Here is a 14267-nt window from a genome sequence, read left to right on the forward strand (position 1 = left end):
TTTTCATCCATTTCCCTACCTCTTCCTCAGAAGCAGCCGCAGTAATGGTAAGTTGCACCACTCCACAGCATTTACCAGCGCTGCAAACGCCTCATGAATAGCACTGAAGCGATCGTGACCTCACAAGCCGTCTAAAATGGTGACAGCCTTGTGGTAGGCAGCCCTGCGATTGGAGATGATAGGGCGATTGTCCCATTCCCATGGGTTCGGACATCACAAAGCCCTAGGTGCGTTCAAATATTTGAACGCACCTAGGGCAAGTCTCAACCGGCCACAGCCATATCACAGACAAGAAAAAGCGTTCCACACTGAATCCGGATCATGGTAGCACCTTCAGGATAAAACCCATGTCAGGCAACTAACTCCAATGACAGGACTGGGAACAATAAGGCGCATCCTGCCCAAGAGTGACCAACGCGATTCAATGTGCAACGCTCACTGGAAGGGAATACATACAGGCTTCGATAAACCCATCATATCGCGAGGAAGCATAGATCAAAATCACTGCCTAGAATATCCATGATAGACTTAACTCTATGCGAATATCCGCGATGAATGGTTCCTGTTTAGATACGGAGTGAATCTCCGGGAGAGTCTCACGTGATCCACGCTACCTTGCATCAATTTAAAGTCTTTGAAGCAACGGCCCGCCATGGCAGCTTCACCCGGGCCGCAGAGGAGCTATTCCTCACCCAGCCCACAGTGTCTATGCAAGTCAAGCAACTAACCAAGGCTATTGGTTTGCCGCTCTTTGAGCAAGTCGGCAAGCGCCTCTATCTGACGGAAGCTGGCAAGGCGCTGTTTGCAACCTGTAAGGACATTTTCACCAATCTGGATCAGCTAGAGATGACGGTTGCAGATTTGAAGGGGATGAAGCAAGGGCAGCTTCGTCTAGCGGTGATTACAACAGCCAAGTATTTTGTGCCGCGCCTTCTAGGCCCTTTCTGCCGCATGTATCCTGGCATTGATGTGTCGTTGACAGTCACCAATCATGAACGGGTCATTGACCGATTATCGAACAATCAAGATGATCTTTATGTCATGAGTCAGTTACCAACCAATCTAGATTGTGAAGCTGAATCCTTCCTAGACAATCCCTTGGTCGTTTTGGCTCCCACCAACCATCCCTTAGCGGGGCAACGCAATATTCCCATTCAGCGCTTAAATGATGAACCGTTTATTATGCGGGAATCCGGATCGGGAACGCGGCGCGCGGTGGAAAGTTTGTTTGATCGGGAAAATGTCTCGGTGAAAGTCCGGTTAGAGCTAGGCAGCAATGAGGCGATTAAGCAAGCGATCGCTGGCGGTCTGGGGTTATCCGTTCTATCCCACCACACCCTCACCCCGGAAGGGTCTCATAGCGATCTCACCGTGCTGGATGTCGAAGGCTTCCCCATTTCCCGCCAGTGGTATGTGGTGCATCTGGGAGGAAAGCAATTGTCGGTGGTGGCCGCTACTTTCTTGCAGTACCTCCAAGAGGAGGCTCCCAAGCTATCTCCCATCCCAGCCCTAGCCCATTCGTCTAAGTAGGGCGATCGCCTTTTGGCTGCGGAAGAGGCGATCGCTCCCGATGCCTAGACTAATCCTAGACCATCGGTCACACCACCCACCTGTGATTATGGACGTACACACTTAGCCTGGATGCCATCATCTCCCTCGGATCAGAATTCCCCCAACAAACCGGAGGCAGAAGCACTCTCCCCGACTCCAGCTTCGCCTTCAGAGTCTGGAGTCGGAGCATTTCTTCGGGCTATGATTCAGGTAATTCGCTCGATCAAAATTCCCCGAGAAGCGATCGGGGCTGTGGTTGGCGCATCTATCACAGCCTTTGCAACCCTATCTATTGCGATTGTTAATCTCCTCAATGGGTTTAATGAGCAGCTGAATCGTCCTTTTCAGATTCAAGACTCCCTCAGCAAAACCCAACTCACCGCTGACTACTATCGGCAGACGGCTCTGTCGACCTATCTCAGTGCGGCTGGCATGGTGCTCATGCAAACCCATGACCATCGCACGCTAGAACAATTGGCTACTCTACGGGCCCTCACCCATGCCACCCTGCGGGAGCTGAATGCAGAGCGCAAGCGTTATGTGGTGATGTTGTTGCAGGATGCGCAGGTGCTCACTTGGCGACCGGAAGACAATCAGGATATAGGGCGTCCAGCCTTTCTCTCTCAGGCCAACCTGATTGGTGCCAATTTGGAAGGGCTAGATCTTCAAGGCACAGACCTACGAGGGGCAGATCTGCGCGCCGTTAACTTTCGCTATGCCAACCTCAACCATACTCACCTCACGGGAGCCAATCTCACGGGGGCAGATCTGCGCAGTGCGGATTTGAGTAACGCTGATTTGGAGCGCGTTGAATTGCTGAATGCTTGCTACAACGGGCGGACGGTGTTGGATGTCAATATTGATCCGACAACGGCAGGCATGAAAAAAGTTACCGAAAGTGATATCTGTACGCCGGAAGTGCCCAGTTCGTCGGATCCCGTATCAACCTAAACAAATCCAGCTTCAGTTGCATGTCAACCGCATGGGTACCATAGATGATAAAAAAACCGAGGAAAGCGATCGCTCTCCTCGGTCTTCAACCTAGTATCAAAGAACTGGTTTCAGATAGGCGATCGCCTACTTGATGGCTACCTTAGCGCCAACTTCTTCCAGTTGCTTCTTAGCATCTTCAGCTGCTTCCTTGGTGATGGCCTCTTTGACAGCCTTAGGAGCTGCTTCAACCAAGTCCTTAGCTTCTTTCAGACCCAAACCGGTGAGGGCACGCACCACCTTGAGGATGGCAATCTTCTTATCAGCAGGAACGTCTTCCAACACCAAGTCGAATTCGGTTTGCTCTTCCACTTCCTCAGCGGCAACAGCAGCACCAGCAGGAGCTGCCATCATCATGGGCATACCACCAGCAGGAGCAGATGCATCAACACCAAAGGCTTCTTCAATTTGTGAAACCAGTTCAGAGGCTTCAAGGAGAGAAAGAGACTTAAGCTGTTCTAGAATTTCGTCAGTCTTTGCAGACATGGGAGTCCTCCAAATTTAGTTGAATGGTGAATAACAAGTGGGGCACGCAAGGCCCCGAGTGGCCGTCCAGAGCGATCGCTCCCCGGGGCTAGCCGGCGTCGGCGTCACCCTCTTTTTCGGATACAGCCTTGATAGCCCGTACCAGCGATGATGGAACTTCCTTGATCCCAACCGCCAACTTCGTAGGTACGGCGTTGACGCCAACGGCAATCTTGGTTGGGATAGAGTTGATAGCCCGAGCAATACGAGCAATTAGCTCTTCCTTACTGGGTAGCTCGGTAATGGCCTTAACGTCATCTTCGCTAAGAGCCCGACCTTCCATCACCCCGCCCCGTAGGACAGTTTTTTTGGTCGCCTTTTGAAATGCTTGGTAAGCCTTGATAGCTCCACCTAAATCATCCTTGAGCAACAAAAACGCGGAGGATTCTTGCAGGAATGTCTGCATGGGTTGCCAATTGGGATCTTCCGCAATGGCAATGTTCATCAAGGTATTCTTGGCGACCCGACAGCTTGCACCGGTCTGGCGTAGCTGGTTGCGTAGTTCAGTAATTTCTGAAACGGACAAACCTTTAAAATCGATGACCAAAGCTAGTTGAGCTTCGCTCAGTTCTTGCTTTAGTTCAGCAACAAGAGCCTTTTTATCGGCTAGCGTTCTACCCATTACACTGTTCACCTCCTTAACGTGGGTGTATCGCCAAACTTGAAGTACAGATCAGGCTATATCGAGTCAGCAACGACGACATAGCTCAATCTGGCACAGATCCAAAACAAAAGCCCTGGTGTTTTAACCAGAGCTTCGCAAACCAAAGGACAGACCGCGACGGGTTCCTTCGCTGTGCATCACCTCGGCAGGATATTTAAGCGTAGGCACCTGCTGTCTCTGGTTTGCTATGAAGTTTTAGAGCACAAATGTTTCGTATCTACCGTCTCCCGTAGATGGTGAAGTTAATCAGCCTTTGCTAGTGTACACCAAAATCGAGCTAGACGACATCCGCAGCTTTCAGATCGCGCAGCGCACTAATATCTACCTCGATGGACGGCCCCATGGTAGACGACACATGGATACTGCGCCAGTAGCGACCCTTAGCGCCGGACGGGCGATTACGATCGATACATTCTTGCAGAGCCTTGAGGTTCGTCAAGAGATCTTCGGTAGGAAATCCTGCCTTACCAAACAGCACATGGACGATGCCTGTCCGGTCAGCCCGAAATTCTAGCTTCCCTGCTTTAAACTCTTCAATTGCTTTTGCCACGTCAAAGGTCACTGTTCCACCCTTAGGCGACGGCATCAGCCCCTTAGGACCAAGCATCCGACCTAGCTTAGCAACCTGCGGCATCATGTCTGGCGTTGCCACCAAAACCTCAAAGTCCAACATGCCTTTTTGAATATCAGCAATCAGCTCTTCAGAACCACTGAGGTCAGCGCCAGCATTGGCTGCTTCAGCCACCTTTTCACCACGGGCAATGACAGCCACGCGCACGGTCTGTCCTGTTCCCTTAGGTAGAGCAACGGTAGTTCTTAACTGTTGGTCGGTATATTTTGGATCAATACCAAGGCGGATATGGGCCTCAGCCGACTCAGGAAATTTAGCTGTAGCGGTTTCCTGCAGCAGCTTCAGGGCCTCAACCGGCTCATAGGGGCGGTCTTCAACCTTGGCGTACAGCTCTTTCAAGCGACGGGATAACTTCTTCGTCATGGCATATGTCTCCTTGGGGTACTGGCGAGGATACTCCTCTCCCCCGATTATGGTTTAAGCGAGTCTGAGCGTATCGGTTAGTCTGCTAGGGTTAGTCCGCGAGGGTAACACCCATGTTGCGGGCAGTTCCTTCAACAATTTTCATCGCGGCTTCGATATCATTAGCATTCAGGTCAGGCATTTTCACCTGAGCAATTTCCTGAAGCTGAGCCCGAGTGATGGTGCCAACTTTCTTGCTGTTGGGTTCACCCGAACCTTTATCAATACCGATCGCCTTCTTAATCAAGACGGAAGCAGGAGGCGTCTTGAGGATGAAGGTAAAGCTCCGATCTTCATAAACGGAGATTTCTACCGGCACCACCAGACCCACTTGATCAGCGGTACGGGCATTATATTCTTTACAGAACATCATGATGTTCACCCCATGCTGCCCCAAGGCTGGTCCAATGGGAGGAGCAGGGTTCGCTTTGCCAGCCGAAATGGCTAGCTTGATTAGTGCAACAACTTTCTTTGCCATTGATCTATCAACTCTGTTTCTGAATTTGATTGAATTCCAGCTCGACGGGGGTATCTCGCCCGAAGATTGAAAGGAGCGCCTTCAGCTTACTGCGCTCAGGGCTAACCTCAATCACCTCGCCTTCAAAGTCCTTAAATGGCCCAGACAAAACCATAATTTTGTCTCCAGCCACCATATCGACTTTCACCACAGGACGCTGTTCTTGAGCCTGCTTAAAGATCCGCTCAACTTCGGCGTGCCCCAAGGGCATGGGCTTCACGTGCCCACGCGATCGCCCTGTACGGGTTCGCTGTTCTGCCCCGACAAAGTTGATCACATTGGGAGTATTCTTGACAACCTGCCAAGTTTCATTGTCCATAACCATGCGAACCAACACATAGCCAGGAAAAACTTTCTCAGCAATCTCCTTAGGCTTACCAGCTTTCGTAGGCTTAAGGATAGGGGTTTGAGGAATCTCGATCTGGAAGATGCGGTTTGCCACGTCAAGCATACCCAAGCGTTGCTCAAGGTTAAGCTTGACGCGCTTTTCACAGCCAGATGCAACTTGCACAGCATACCAACGAGCAGAGCGACGAATGTCTTTCGCCTCTCCCTGCTCAGGGTCTGATTCATTCAAGTTTGATTCGTCTGAACCGAACTGATTATCTTGCAATTCGGATTCGTCTGGCGTGAATGTCATTTAGAATACCTGCTTTGCCGCCCAACTAAACAACTTATCTATAAAGTAGATGATTGTGGCTGAGAGGCTGACCATTAAGATGACAGCAATGGATTCACTGATGAGCTGTTGGCGGCTTGGCCAAACGACTTTATCAAGCTCCTCTTTCGTACCCTTCAAAAATTCAGACGCATTGAACTGTGAAGTTGCTTCTTCTACTGCTGCTGGAGTTGCCTTGCCTTTTTCAGCCATCCCGTCACCTACGCTATACGTGCCCTTGTTGATGCCTAGCTTGCGATCATCGCCCAGTGTTTCTCCAGCCGCTACCTAACCGTGTATCCCACCAACCGATGCTCGGATAATGCTAGGGTCAAGGGCTGTGCTGACATCGTGCTCTGAGAGTTGACTCATGTGGCACGTCGTCAAAGAACCATAGGCCATAAAAAATGGAGCGCGCCCTGGAGGACTCGAACCCCCGACATCAGGTTTTGGAGACCTGCGTTCTACCAACTGAACTAAGAGCGCACGAGCTGAGGCTAACTCAGCATACCACTATAGAGTTTAACAGCTTCTTTGCGTTTCCTTCACGCAGCGCGAAAAACCTATAGTGTAAAGCACTACAGTGCTCGATCGAACCGCTGCTTGAGGCGAGTAGCCTTACCAACGCGATCGCGCAAGTAGTATAGCTTAGCACGACGGGCCTTGCCTCGGCGAATCACTTTGATGGTGTCTACTCGAGGCGAGTGAAGCATAAAGACTCGCTCTACGCCAATACCTTGGAAGACACGACGCACGGTGATGGTTTCGTTAATGCCACCATTCCGCATAGCGATGATCGTTCCCTCGTAGGGCTGAACCCGCTCTTTTCCACCTTCACTAATACGAACACCGACACGAATCGTGTCGCCGACATAAAGGACAGGCAGATCCGATTTGATATGTACCGCTTCAACAGAGCGGATGATCTCTTGAGTGTTCATAATTTAGCGAAACTCACAATTCTCTACTATACGTGAGGGGGTAGGGCCATGTCTAGCATTTTTCATGGGAAACAGCATTTTTTGCATGAGAACCATTGGTTGACTGGCAAACCTTGTTGACGCAAACCTTGCCCTCATCCCCTACAAGGTTAGCTCCGGGGGAGGGCCATTGAGGCGTATTAAACTATATCGTGACATTTTGAAGACTTGATAGGCCGTAACTAAAGGAGCGATCGCCCCCTAACGAAGCGATCGCTCTCTGCTTGAATTGAGCTACCGAGTGGATTTGTGCTACACCTTGGCCAATCGGAAGGCGGCACCTAGCCCAGCGCCCATTTCTTCAGGGGTAATTTTGCCATCATGGTTGAGATCGAGGGCATCAAACACGGCATCACTTCCCATCCATTCTTCCCGAGTGATGAAGCCGTCTCCATCGAGATCATAGGCACGAAACACGTCTTCTGCTGCATGGCTGACGATGTCGCTCCCATCAATCCGGGAGAGGCGCTCAGCGAGAAGCTCTTCTAGGGCAACGAGAGCCTTAGAAAAGCCTTGAATCCCTTCATCTAGCTTGTCAGAAGCCATACGGTCAGCACGATGCATGGACTCAAAGGTAGCTTTGTCGATCTGGATGGCTTCAAGATCAGACTGGGCTGCCTTCTTGGGATCGAGCTTCCGGGGTAGCTCAGCGATGGTGGAATCCAACTGTTCCAGCAAGCTGGGAGAAATGGTGAGCAGGTCACAGCCGGCTAGTTCAGTGATTTCTCCTAGGTTGCGGAAGCTAGCGCCCATAATTTCGGTCTTGTGGCCAAATTTTTTGTAGTAGTTATAAATCTGGGTCACCGAGAGAACACCCGGATCTTCTGCAGCAGGATAGGAATCTCGCCCTGTATCTTTCTTATACCAGTCCAGGATGCGTCCTACGAAAGGAGAAATCAGGGTGACTCCGGCATCGGCGCAGGCGATCGCTTGGTGTAGCCCAAACATCAGCGTGAGGTTGCAGTGGATACCTTCTTTCTCAAGCTGTTCGGCCGCCTTGATGCCTTCCCAGGTGGCGGCAATCTTGATCAAAATGCGATCGCTGGATACCCCTGCCGCCTTGTATTGGGCAATCAAATCATGGGCCTTAGCAATGGTGGCCTCGGTATCGTAGGAGAGCCGCGCATCGACTTCTGTGGACACTCGCCCCGGAATAATGTCAAGAATTTTCAAACCAAAGGCCACCGCAAGGCGATCGAAGGCTAGGGTGACAATGTCTTTCTGGCTGGCATCAGCTCCCGCATCTTGCTGGGCTTGGGCCAAGGTTTTATCCACAATTTCCTGATATTCCGGCATTTGAGCCGCCGCTGTGATCAGCGAAGGGTTGGTCGTGGCGTCTTGGGGCTTCACCTTTTTAATGGCTTGAATATCACCGGTGTCGGCGACGACCACCGTCATCTCACGAAGTTGTTCAAGTAGGCTCTTAGTCATAGTTTGAAGGAAAGTACAGTAGAGGGCAAAGAGGTAGGATAAATGGCGTTGCTGAATATAAGTATGAAGTCTTAAATCCGTCCTCTCCCTAACCCTCTCCCTAGAGAGGGGAGAAAGGGCAAATCATACATCGATTCAGCAACGCCGAATGGATAGGGTTCATCCTGCTCAGAACGAACCCCAAGAACAGCTATTGTTCAACCTTGAAGCCGGCACTGGCTTGGTTGTAGTCTTCAACCTCAATGGTGACGGGCTTCACGTTCCAAATCTCGTCGCAGTATTGACGGATAGTGCGATCGGAAGAGAACTTACCCATGCGAGCAGCATTCAGGATCGACATACGTGTCCAAGCATTCTGATCACGATAGACCTGACTAACGTGCTTCTGGCTTTCCACATAGGATTGATAATCTGCTAGCAGCATGTATTCATCATGGTGGAGCAATGAATCCACAATCGGACGGAAGAGATCCGGATCACCCGGGGAGAAATCGCCGCCAGCGATCGCATCGATCACATCCCGCAGTTCTTGGTTACCGTTGTAGTATTCCATCGGGTCGTAGCCCCGTTGCTTCATCGTCAATACTTCTTCTGCCGTCAACCCAAACAGGAAGAAATTCTCTGCACCCACTTCTTCACGAATTTCGATATTGGCACCATCTAAGGTACCGATGGTGAGTGCACCATTCATGGAGAATTTCATGTTGCCGGTGCCGGAGGCTTCCTTACCCGCCATGGAAATTTGTTCCGATAGATCGGCTGCCGGGTAAATGCGCTGCCCCAGGGAAGCGTTGAAGTTCGCCAAGAAGACCACCTTAAGGCGACCGCGCACGTGCGGTGCCCGATTCACCACATCAGCCACCGCATTCACCAATTTGATGATCAGCTTAGCCATGTAGTAGCCTGGAGCTGCCTTGCCACCAAAGATAAAGGTACGAGGCACAATATCCAGCCCTGGATCCCGGCGCAGGCGGTTGTATAGGGTGATGATGTTCAACACGGCCAACAACTGGCGCTTGTATTCATGAATCCGCTTCACCTGCACATCAAACATGGAATTGACATCGACATCAATGCCGTTGTGCTTCCAGATATAGGCCGCCAAGTCTTGCTTATTCTGTTGCTTGATCTGCCGCCAGCGATCGCAAAAAGCTGGATCATCCACAAACTCTTCCAGCTTGCGCATTTGGTCTAAATGGGTGAGCCATTCCTTGCCACCGAGCTTTTCGGTCAACAACTCCGACAGAGCTGGATTACTCAGCAAAATCCAGCGGCGCGGCGTCACACCATTGGTTTTATTGGTGAATTTCTCGGGCCAAAGTTCATAGAAGTCCTTCAGCACACTTTGCTTCAGCAATTCGGTGTGGAGGGCGGCGACCCCGTTGATGGCATGACTACCAACACAGGCCAAGGATGCCATGCGCACTGACTTCTCAGGCTGCTCTTGGATAATCGACAGGCGGGAAATACGTCCCTCATCTTTGGGATACCAGGTTTTCACATCTTCCATGAAGCGGAAGTTGATTTCATAAATGATTTCCAACAGACGCGGCAACACCCGTTCCAACAGACTGACAGGCCAACGCTCTAGCGCTTCCGGCATCAGGGTGTGGTTGGTGAAGGCAAAGGTGTTCTGGGTGATGTGCCACGCATGGTTCCATTCCAGTTCATACTCATCCAGCAGCAGACGCATGAGTTCAGCAATACCAATGGTGGGGTGGGTATCGTTGAGCTGGATGGCGAAGTATTCATGGAAGTCATCCAAGGTAGGATGCACCAGCAAATGACGGCGAATCATATCTTGCAGCGATGCCGACACGAAGAAATATTGCTGCTCTAGCCGCAGTTCACGTCCTTGGGGCGTATTGTCGTTGGGATACAGCACCTTGGAGATGGTTTCAGAACTCATCTTCTCCGCCACCGCGTTGTCATATTGCCCAGAGTTAAAGGCGTCGAAGTCAAATTCGTCGCTGGCCTCTGCCTTCCAAAGCCGGAGGGTATTGACGGTGTTGGTGTTGTAGCCAGGGACGGGTGTGTCATAGGGAATGGCGATCACGGTGCGCCCTGGAATCCAGCAGACGCGATAGTGACCGCGATCGTCGGTGTAGGGCTCGGTGTAGCCGCCGAGTTTAATTTCCACCTTGGCTTCTGGACGAGCAATTTCCCAAGGGTTGCCCAGTTTTAACCAGTTGTCAGGAATTTCTAGCTGAAATCCATTACGAATAATTTGGTGAAAAATACCAAACTCGTAGCGAATGCCATAGCCAATAGCTGGCATTTCTAACGTCGCCAGGGAGTCTAGAAAACAAGCCGCCAAACGACCTAAACCGCCATTGCCAAGACCTGGATCTTCCTCCTGTTCTAGAAGCTTATCCATGTCGAGTCCTGTTTCAGCAACGGCTTGCTTCACCTGGTCATAGATTTCCAAGTTGATCAAACTGTTGCCCAAATGCCGACCCATGAGAAATTCAGCGGACAGGTAGGCGACCATTTTCACCTTTTCGTCCGTGTAGCGTTCTTGGGTTTTTAGCCAGCGGTAAAGGAGGCGATCGCGTACCGTGTAGGCAAGAGCGGTATAAAAGTCGTTATCGGTCGCCGTGGCGGCATTTTTGCCCTGAAGATAAAATAAATGATCGGCAAAGGCCCGCTTAAGCGTTTCAATGCTCAGCCCAGTACGGTCATCTTCGACCTGAACCGTGGGACATTCGAAGGACTGGTTTTGGCTGTTGATTACGTCGTAGGTTGTCATGGGTTGTTCTCGCAGTTGTGCAGTCGGGTCAACATGGGCGGGGGCGATCGCTGGGTGTAGATCGCGTGGGTACCAGGATCTGAGGCAAGACCCAGAAGAGGGTCAGGGGGCGATCGCCCAACGCCCCTGTCGTGGTGGACGTCCCTAATGGGGCCACATCCAATCCCGGATATCGGGCATATCTTGCCCATAGCGGGCAATATAGTGTTTGTGATCGATCAGCTTGTCTCGTAGCATTTGCATCACGTAGGCACCTGTACTCTGAAGCGATGGAACCCGTTCAATCACGTCCATTGCCAAGTGGAAGCGATCGAGGTCATTGAGCACCACCATATCAAATGGCGTGGTCGTGGTTCCTTCTTCCTTGTAGCCGCGCACATGCATATTTTTATGATTGGTGCGGCGATAGGTGAGTCGATGAATCAGCCAAGGGTAGCCGTGGTAGGCAAAGATGATGGGCTTATCGGTAGTAAAGAGAGTATCAAACTCTTTATCACTCAGCCCGTGGGGATGTTCGCGCTCCGGTTGGAGGGTCATCAAATCCACCACGTTAATCACCCGCACCTTGAGGTCAGGGAAATGCTGCCGCAGCAGGTCAGTAGCGGCCAGCGTTTCCAAGGTGGGCACATCGCCTGCGCAGGCGAGCACCACATCGGGTTCACAACCCTGATCGTTGCTGGCCCAATCCCAAATGCCGATGCCCTTGGTGCAGTGCTTAACAGCTGCATCCATGTCTAGATATTGCAGCGACGGTTGTTTTCCCGCCACTACCACGTTGACATAGTGCCGACTGCGCAGGCAGTGATCGGTCACAGACAGCAGCGTGTTGGCATCGGGGGGTAGATACACCCGAATCACATCTGCTTTTTTATTGATCACATGGTCAATAAAACCGGGGTCTTGGTGGCTAAAGCCGTTGTGATCCTGCCGCCACACGTGGGAGGTGAGCAGGTAGTTGAGGGAGGCAATGGGCCGCCGCCAAGGAATGTGGCGAGTGGTCTTCAGCCATTTGGCATGTTGGTTAAACATGGAGTCAATCAAATGGATGAAGGCTTCATAGCAGGAGAAAAAGCCATGGCGACCGGTGAGCAGGTAGCCTTCGAGCCAGCCCTGGCAGGTATGTTCGCTCAAGATTTCCATGACGCGACCATTGGCAGCCAAGTGATCATCTTCGGGGAGCGTTGCGGCGACCCAGGTGCGATCGCTGACCTCAAAGATGGGATGCAGGCGGTTGGAGGCTGTTTCATCGGGGCCAAAGACCCGAAAGTTTTGGCTATCCAAGTTTTGCTTCATCACGTCCCGGAGGAACTTGCCCATTTCCAAGGTGGCTTGGGCGTAGGTAGTAGCGGGTTTGGGAACGGGAACGGCATAGTCTTGGAAGTCTGGCATTCGCAGATCCCGCAGCAGGATGCCGCCATTGGCGTGGGGATTGGCACCCATACGGCGATCGCCCTTGGGTGCGAGGGCCGCCAATTCTGGAATCAGCGTACCGGCTTCATCAAACAGCTCCTCCGGCTTGTAGCTCTTCATCCAGTCTTCCAGCAGCCGGATATGGTCTTCGTTGGTCGATAGGTCAGAGAAGGGAACTTGGTGCGATCGCCAATAGTCTTCGGTCTTCTTGCCATCCACCTCCTTGGGGCCCGTCCAGCCCTTAGGCGACTTGAGGACAATCATGGGCCACTGGGGCCGCTGCCGGTAGCCGTTGGTGCGGGCATCCTGCTGAATGGTCTTGATTTCAGATATGGCCAGCTCCATGGTACGAGCCATGAGCTGGTGCATTTGCTCTGGATCCGAGCCCTCCACAAAGTAGGGACGGTAGCCATAGCCCACAAACAGGCTTTCCAGTTCCCCGGGGCTGAGGCGAGACAGCACCGTGGGGTTGGCGATCTTGTAACCATTCAGGTGCAAAATCGGCAGTACCGCCCCGTCGTGGACGGGGTTGAGAAACTTGTTGGAATGCCAACTAGCTGCCAGCGGGCCAGTTTCTGCCTCCCCATCACCCACCACGCAGGCCACAATCAAGTCTGGGTTATCAAACGCAGCTCCGTAGGCATGGGACAGGGCATAGCCCAACTCGCCGCCTTCGTGGATCGAGCCAGGGGTTTCTGGCGCAACGTGGCTAGGAATGCCGCCGGGGAAGGAAAACTGCTTAAACAGGCGGAAGATCCCGTCTTCATCCTGGGAAATATTAGGGTAGAACTCGCTGTAGGTGCCTTCTAGGTACGTGTTGGCGACCAAACCCGGGCCACCATGGCCTGGGCCAGCGATATAGACTACGTTGAGGTCTTGCGCCTTAATCAACCGATTGAGATGGACATAGATAAAATTCAGGCCAGGGGTGGTGCCCCAATGTCCTAATAGTCGCGGCTTGATATGCTCCAACTTGAGGGGCTCTTTCAGCAACGGATTGCCGTAGAGGTAAATTTGCCCCACGGAGAGGTAGTTGGCGGCTCGCCAATAGGCGTTGATTTTGCTCAGCTCTTCCGCTGATAGAGGTTTGGATTGAATGACGTCTGCAACAACCATAGGTATGAACTCTAGTGTGATGTTCTCAATGACAGTGCTAGGCAAGGAAAGAGCGATCGCTCTAGACCCACCCACGACACAATTCAGGATGCGAACTTGAGAATTCTAGACGCTGTCCTGTAGGCCAACCGGGAGACCAACATGGCTGAGTTCGTCAAAGGAAAACGAACGTGGTTGCTAGAATAACCGCCCATCAATCAGCTTCACGTCTAAAAGCTATCGAGTGATGAGGATCCGACGGTGGTACGCTAATAACCCTGCCTCCAATCTAGAGGCACTATGGGGGAATACCGGCAATAGCTTGTAAATTTCTTCAGGTTTGGGTGTGCCATGAATGGAAAATCACCCTCATCTACCTCGGCACAACTTGATACGCCCCTAGTTTTCGATCGCTCTCTTGGGTATAGGTGTAGATCATTGCAGCGCGATCGCCATCTACCGCAGGGTGGGGATTGTCCCAGGCACCACCCAGGCACCACCCAGGCACCACGGCTAGGAAAGCACCCCCCATAAGAAAACCGTCCTGGATGCACCAAGACGGTTAGCAATGGGACAAATTTAAGAGGCAGCGTCGCTTGCGAGATCCCCATGAACCTCCTGCTGTCGCCTACTTACTCCAAGCCACATAGGGCAACCGAGCCGC

At 51.9% G+C, this 14267-nt stretch carries 13 protein-coding genes, 1 tRNA gene and 1 other annotated feature; of the genes, 2 read left to right on the forward strand and 12 right to left on the reverse strand.

The window, feature by feature from the left end:
• Positions 1–600 precede the first annotated feature (600 nt).
• Positions 601–1530: a LysR substrate-binding domain-containing protein gene (locus tag V6D20_10865; protein HEY9816283.1), complete on the forward strand. Its 930-nt coding sequence runs from the start codon at positions 601–603 to the stop codon at positions 1528–1530.
• Between the two features lie 111 nt (positions 1531–1641).
• Entirely contained in the window at positions 1642–2502 is an 861-nt protein-coding gene (locus tag V6D20_10870; GenBank protein HEY9816284.1) for a pentapeptide repeat-containing protein, read from the forward strand.
• Between the two features lie 126 nt (positions 2503–2628).
• Here V6D20_10870 and rplL read toward each other — a convergent pair whose 3' ends face one another.
• The 12 genes from rplL to V6D20_10930 form a co-directional block, all read right to left on the reverse strand.
• Entirely contained in the window at positions 2629–3027 is a 399-nt protein-coding gene (gene rplL / locus V6D20_10875; GenBank protein ID HEY9816285.1) for a 50S ribosomal protein L7/L12, read from the reverse strand.
• A gap of 88 nt (positions 3028–3115) precedes the next feature.
• On the reverse strand, positions 3116–3688 hold the full coding sequence (gene rplJ / locus V6D20_10880; GenBank protein HEY9816286.1) for a 50S ribosomal protein L10: 573 nt from the start codon (positions 3686–3688) through the stop codon (positions 3116–3118).
• A gap of 97 nt (positions 3689–3785) precedes the next feature.
• Positions 3786–3929 (reverse strand) — a sequence feature (ribosomal protein L10 leader region).
• Between the two features lie 78 nt (positions 3930–4007).
• Entirely contained in the window at positions 4008–4724 is a 717-nt protein-coding gene (gene rplA, locus V6D20_10885) for a 50S ribosomal protein L1 (protein HEY9816287.1), read from the reverse strand.
• 91 nt (positions 4725–4815) lie between these two features.
• Positions 4816–5241 carry a 50S ribosomal protein L11 gene (gene rplK / locus V6D20_10890; protein ID HEY9816288.1) on the reverse strand — a complete coding sequence of 142 codons (426 nt, stop codon included), beginning with the start codon at positions 5239–5241 and terminating at the stop codon, positions 4816–4818.
• Between the two features lie 7 nt (positions 5242–5248).
• Positions 5249–5920, reverse strand: coding sequence for a transcription termination/antitermination protein NusG (gene nusG, locus V6D20_10895; protein HEY9816289.1), 672 nt, complete (start codon positions 5918–5920; stop codon positions 5249–5251).
• Positions 5921–6151 carry a preprotein translocase subunit SecE gene (secE, locus tag V6D20_10900; protein ID HEY9816290.1) on the reverse strand — a complete coding sequence of 77 codons (231 nt, stop codon included), beginning with the start codon at positions 6149–6151 and terminating at the stop codon, positions 5921–5923.
• A 200-nt stretch (positions 6152–6351) separates the two neighbouring features.
• Positions 6352–6424: transfer RNA gene (locus V6D20_10905), tRNA-Trp, on the reverse strand.
• A gap of 92 nt (positions 6425–6516) precedes the next feature.
• Entirely contained in the window at positions 6517–6879 is a 363-nt protein-coding gene (gene rplS / locus V6D20_10910) for a 50S ribosomal protein L19 (GenBank protein ID HEY9816291.1), read from the reverse strand.
• A 291-nt stretch (positions 6880–7170) separates the two neighbouring features.
• Positions 7171–8349 (reverse strand): transaldolase, encoded by a 1179-nt coding sequence (locus V6D20_10915; GenBank protein HEY9816292.1) that lies wholly within the window; start codon positions 8347–8349, stop codon positions 7171–7173.
• A gap of 190 nt (positions 8350–8539) precedes the next feature.
• The gene (locus V6D20_10920) at positions 8540–11098 is read right to left on the reverse strand and encodes a glycogen/starch/alpha-glucan phosphorylase (protein HEY9816293.1); all 2559 of its coding nucleotides are present in this window, start codon (positions 11096–11098) and stop codon (positions 8540–8542) included.
• A gap of 144 nt (positions 11099–11242) precedes the next feature.
• A complete protein-coding gene (locus V6D20_10925; protein HEY9816294.1) occupies positions 11243–13624 on the reverse strand; it encodes a phosphoketolase family protein in 2382 nt (793 codons plus the stop codon).
• Between the two features lie 352 nt (positions 13625–13976).
• Positions 13977–14135 carry a hypothetical protein gene (locus V6D20_10930; protein ID HEY9816295.1) on the reverse strand — a complete coding sequence of 53 codons (159 nt, stop codon included), beginning with the start codon at positions 14133–14135 and terminating at the stop codon, positions 13977–13979.
• Positions 14136–14267: the final 132 nt, after the last annotated feature.

The sequence above is a fragment of the Candidatus Obscuribacterales bacterium genome, assembly GCA_036703605.1.
In the GTDB taxonomy this organism is placed as follows: Bacteria; Cyanobacteriota; Cyanobacteriia; order RECH01; family RECH01; genus RECH01.

Bases quoted from the DNA above. Each gene is read 5' to 3' on its own strand.
- rplA (HEY9816287.1), bottom strand. From the start codon at position 4,724: ATGACGAAGAAGTTATCCCGTCGCTTGAAAGAGCTGTACGCCAAGGTT.
- rplJ (HEY9816286.1), bottom strand. From the start codon at position 3,688: ATGGGTAGAACGCTAGCCGATAAAAAGGCTCTTGTTGCTGAACTAAAG.
- V6D20_10920 (HEY9816293.1), bottom strand. From the start codon at position 11,098: ATGACAACCTACGACGTAATCAACAGCCAAAACCAGTCCTTCGAATGT.
- V6D20_10925 (HEY9816294.1), bottom strand. From the start codon at position 13,624: ATGGTTGTTGCAGACGTCATTCAATCCAAACCTCTATCAGCGGAAGAG.
- V6D20_10870 (HEY9816284.1), top strand. From the start codon at position 1,642: ATGCCATCATCTCCCTCGGATCAGAATTCCCCCAACAAACCGGAGGCA.
- V6D20_10915 (HEY9816292.1), bottom strand. From the start codon at position 8,349: ATGACTAAGAGCCTACTTGAACAACTTCGTGAGATGACGGTGGTCGTC.
- V6D20_10930 (HEY9816295.1), bottom strand. From the start codon at position 14,135: ATGGGGGGTGCTTTCCTAGCCGTGGTGCCTGGGTGGTGCCTGGGTGGT.
- nusG (HEY9816289.1), bottom strand. From the start codon at position 5,920: ATGACATTCACGCCAGACGAATCCGAATTGCAAGATAATCAGTTCGGT.
- secE (HEY9816290.1), bottom strand. From the start codon at position 6,151: ATGGCTGAAAAAGGCAAGGCAACTCCAGCAGCAGTAGAAGAAGCAACT.
- rplS (HEY9816291.1), bottom strand. From the start codon at position 6,879: ATGAACACTCAAGAGATCATCCGCTCTGTTGAAGCGGTACATATCAAA.
- rplK (HEY9816288.1), bottom strand. From the start codon at position 5,241: ATGGCAAAGAAAGTTGTTGCACTAATCAAGCTAGCCATTTCGGCTGGC.
- rplL (HEY9816285.1), bottom strand. From the start codon at position 3,027: ATGTCTGCAAAGACTGACGAAATTCTAGAACAGCTTAAGTCTCTTTCT.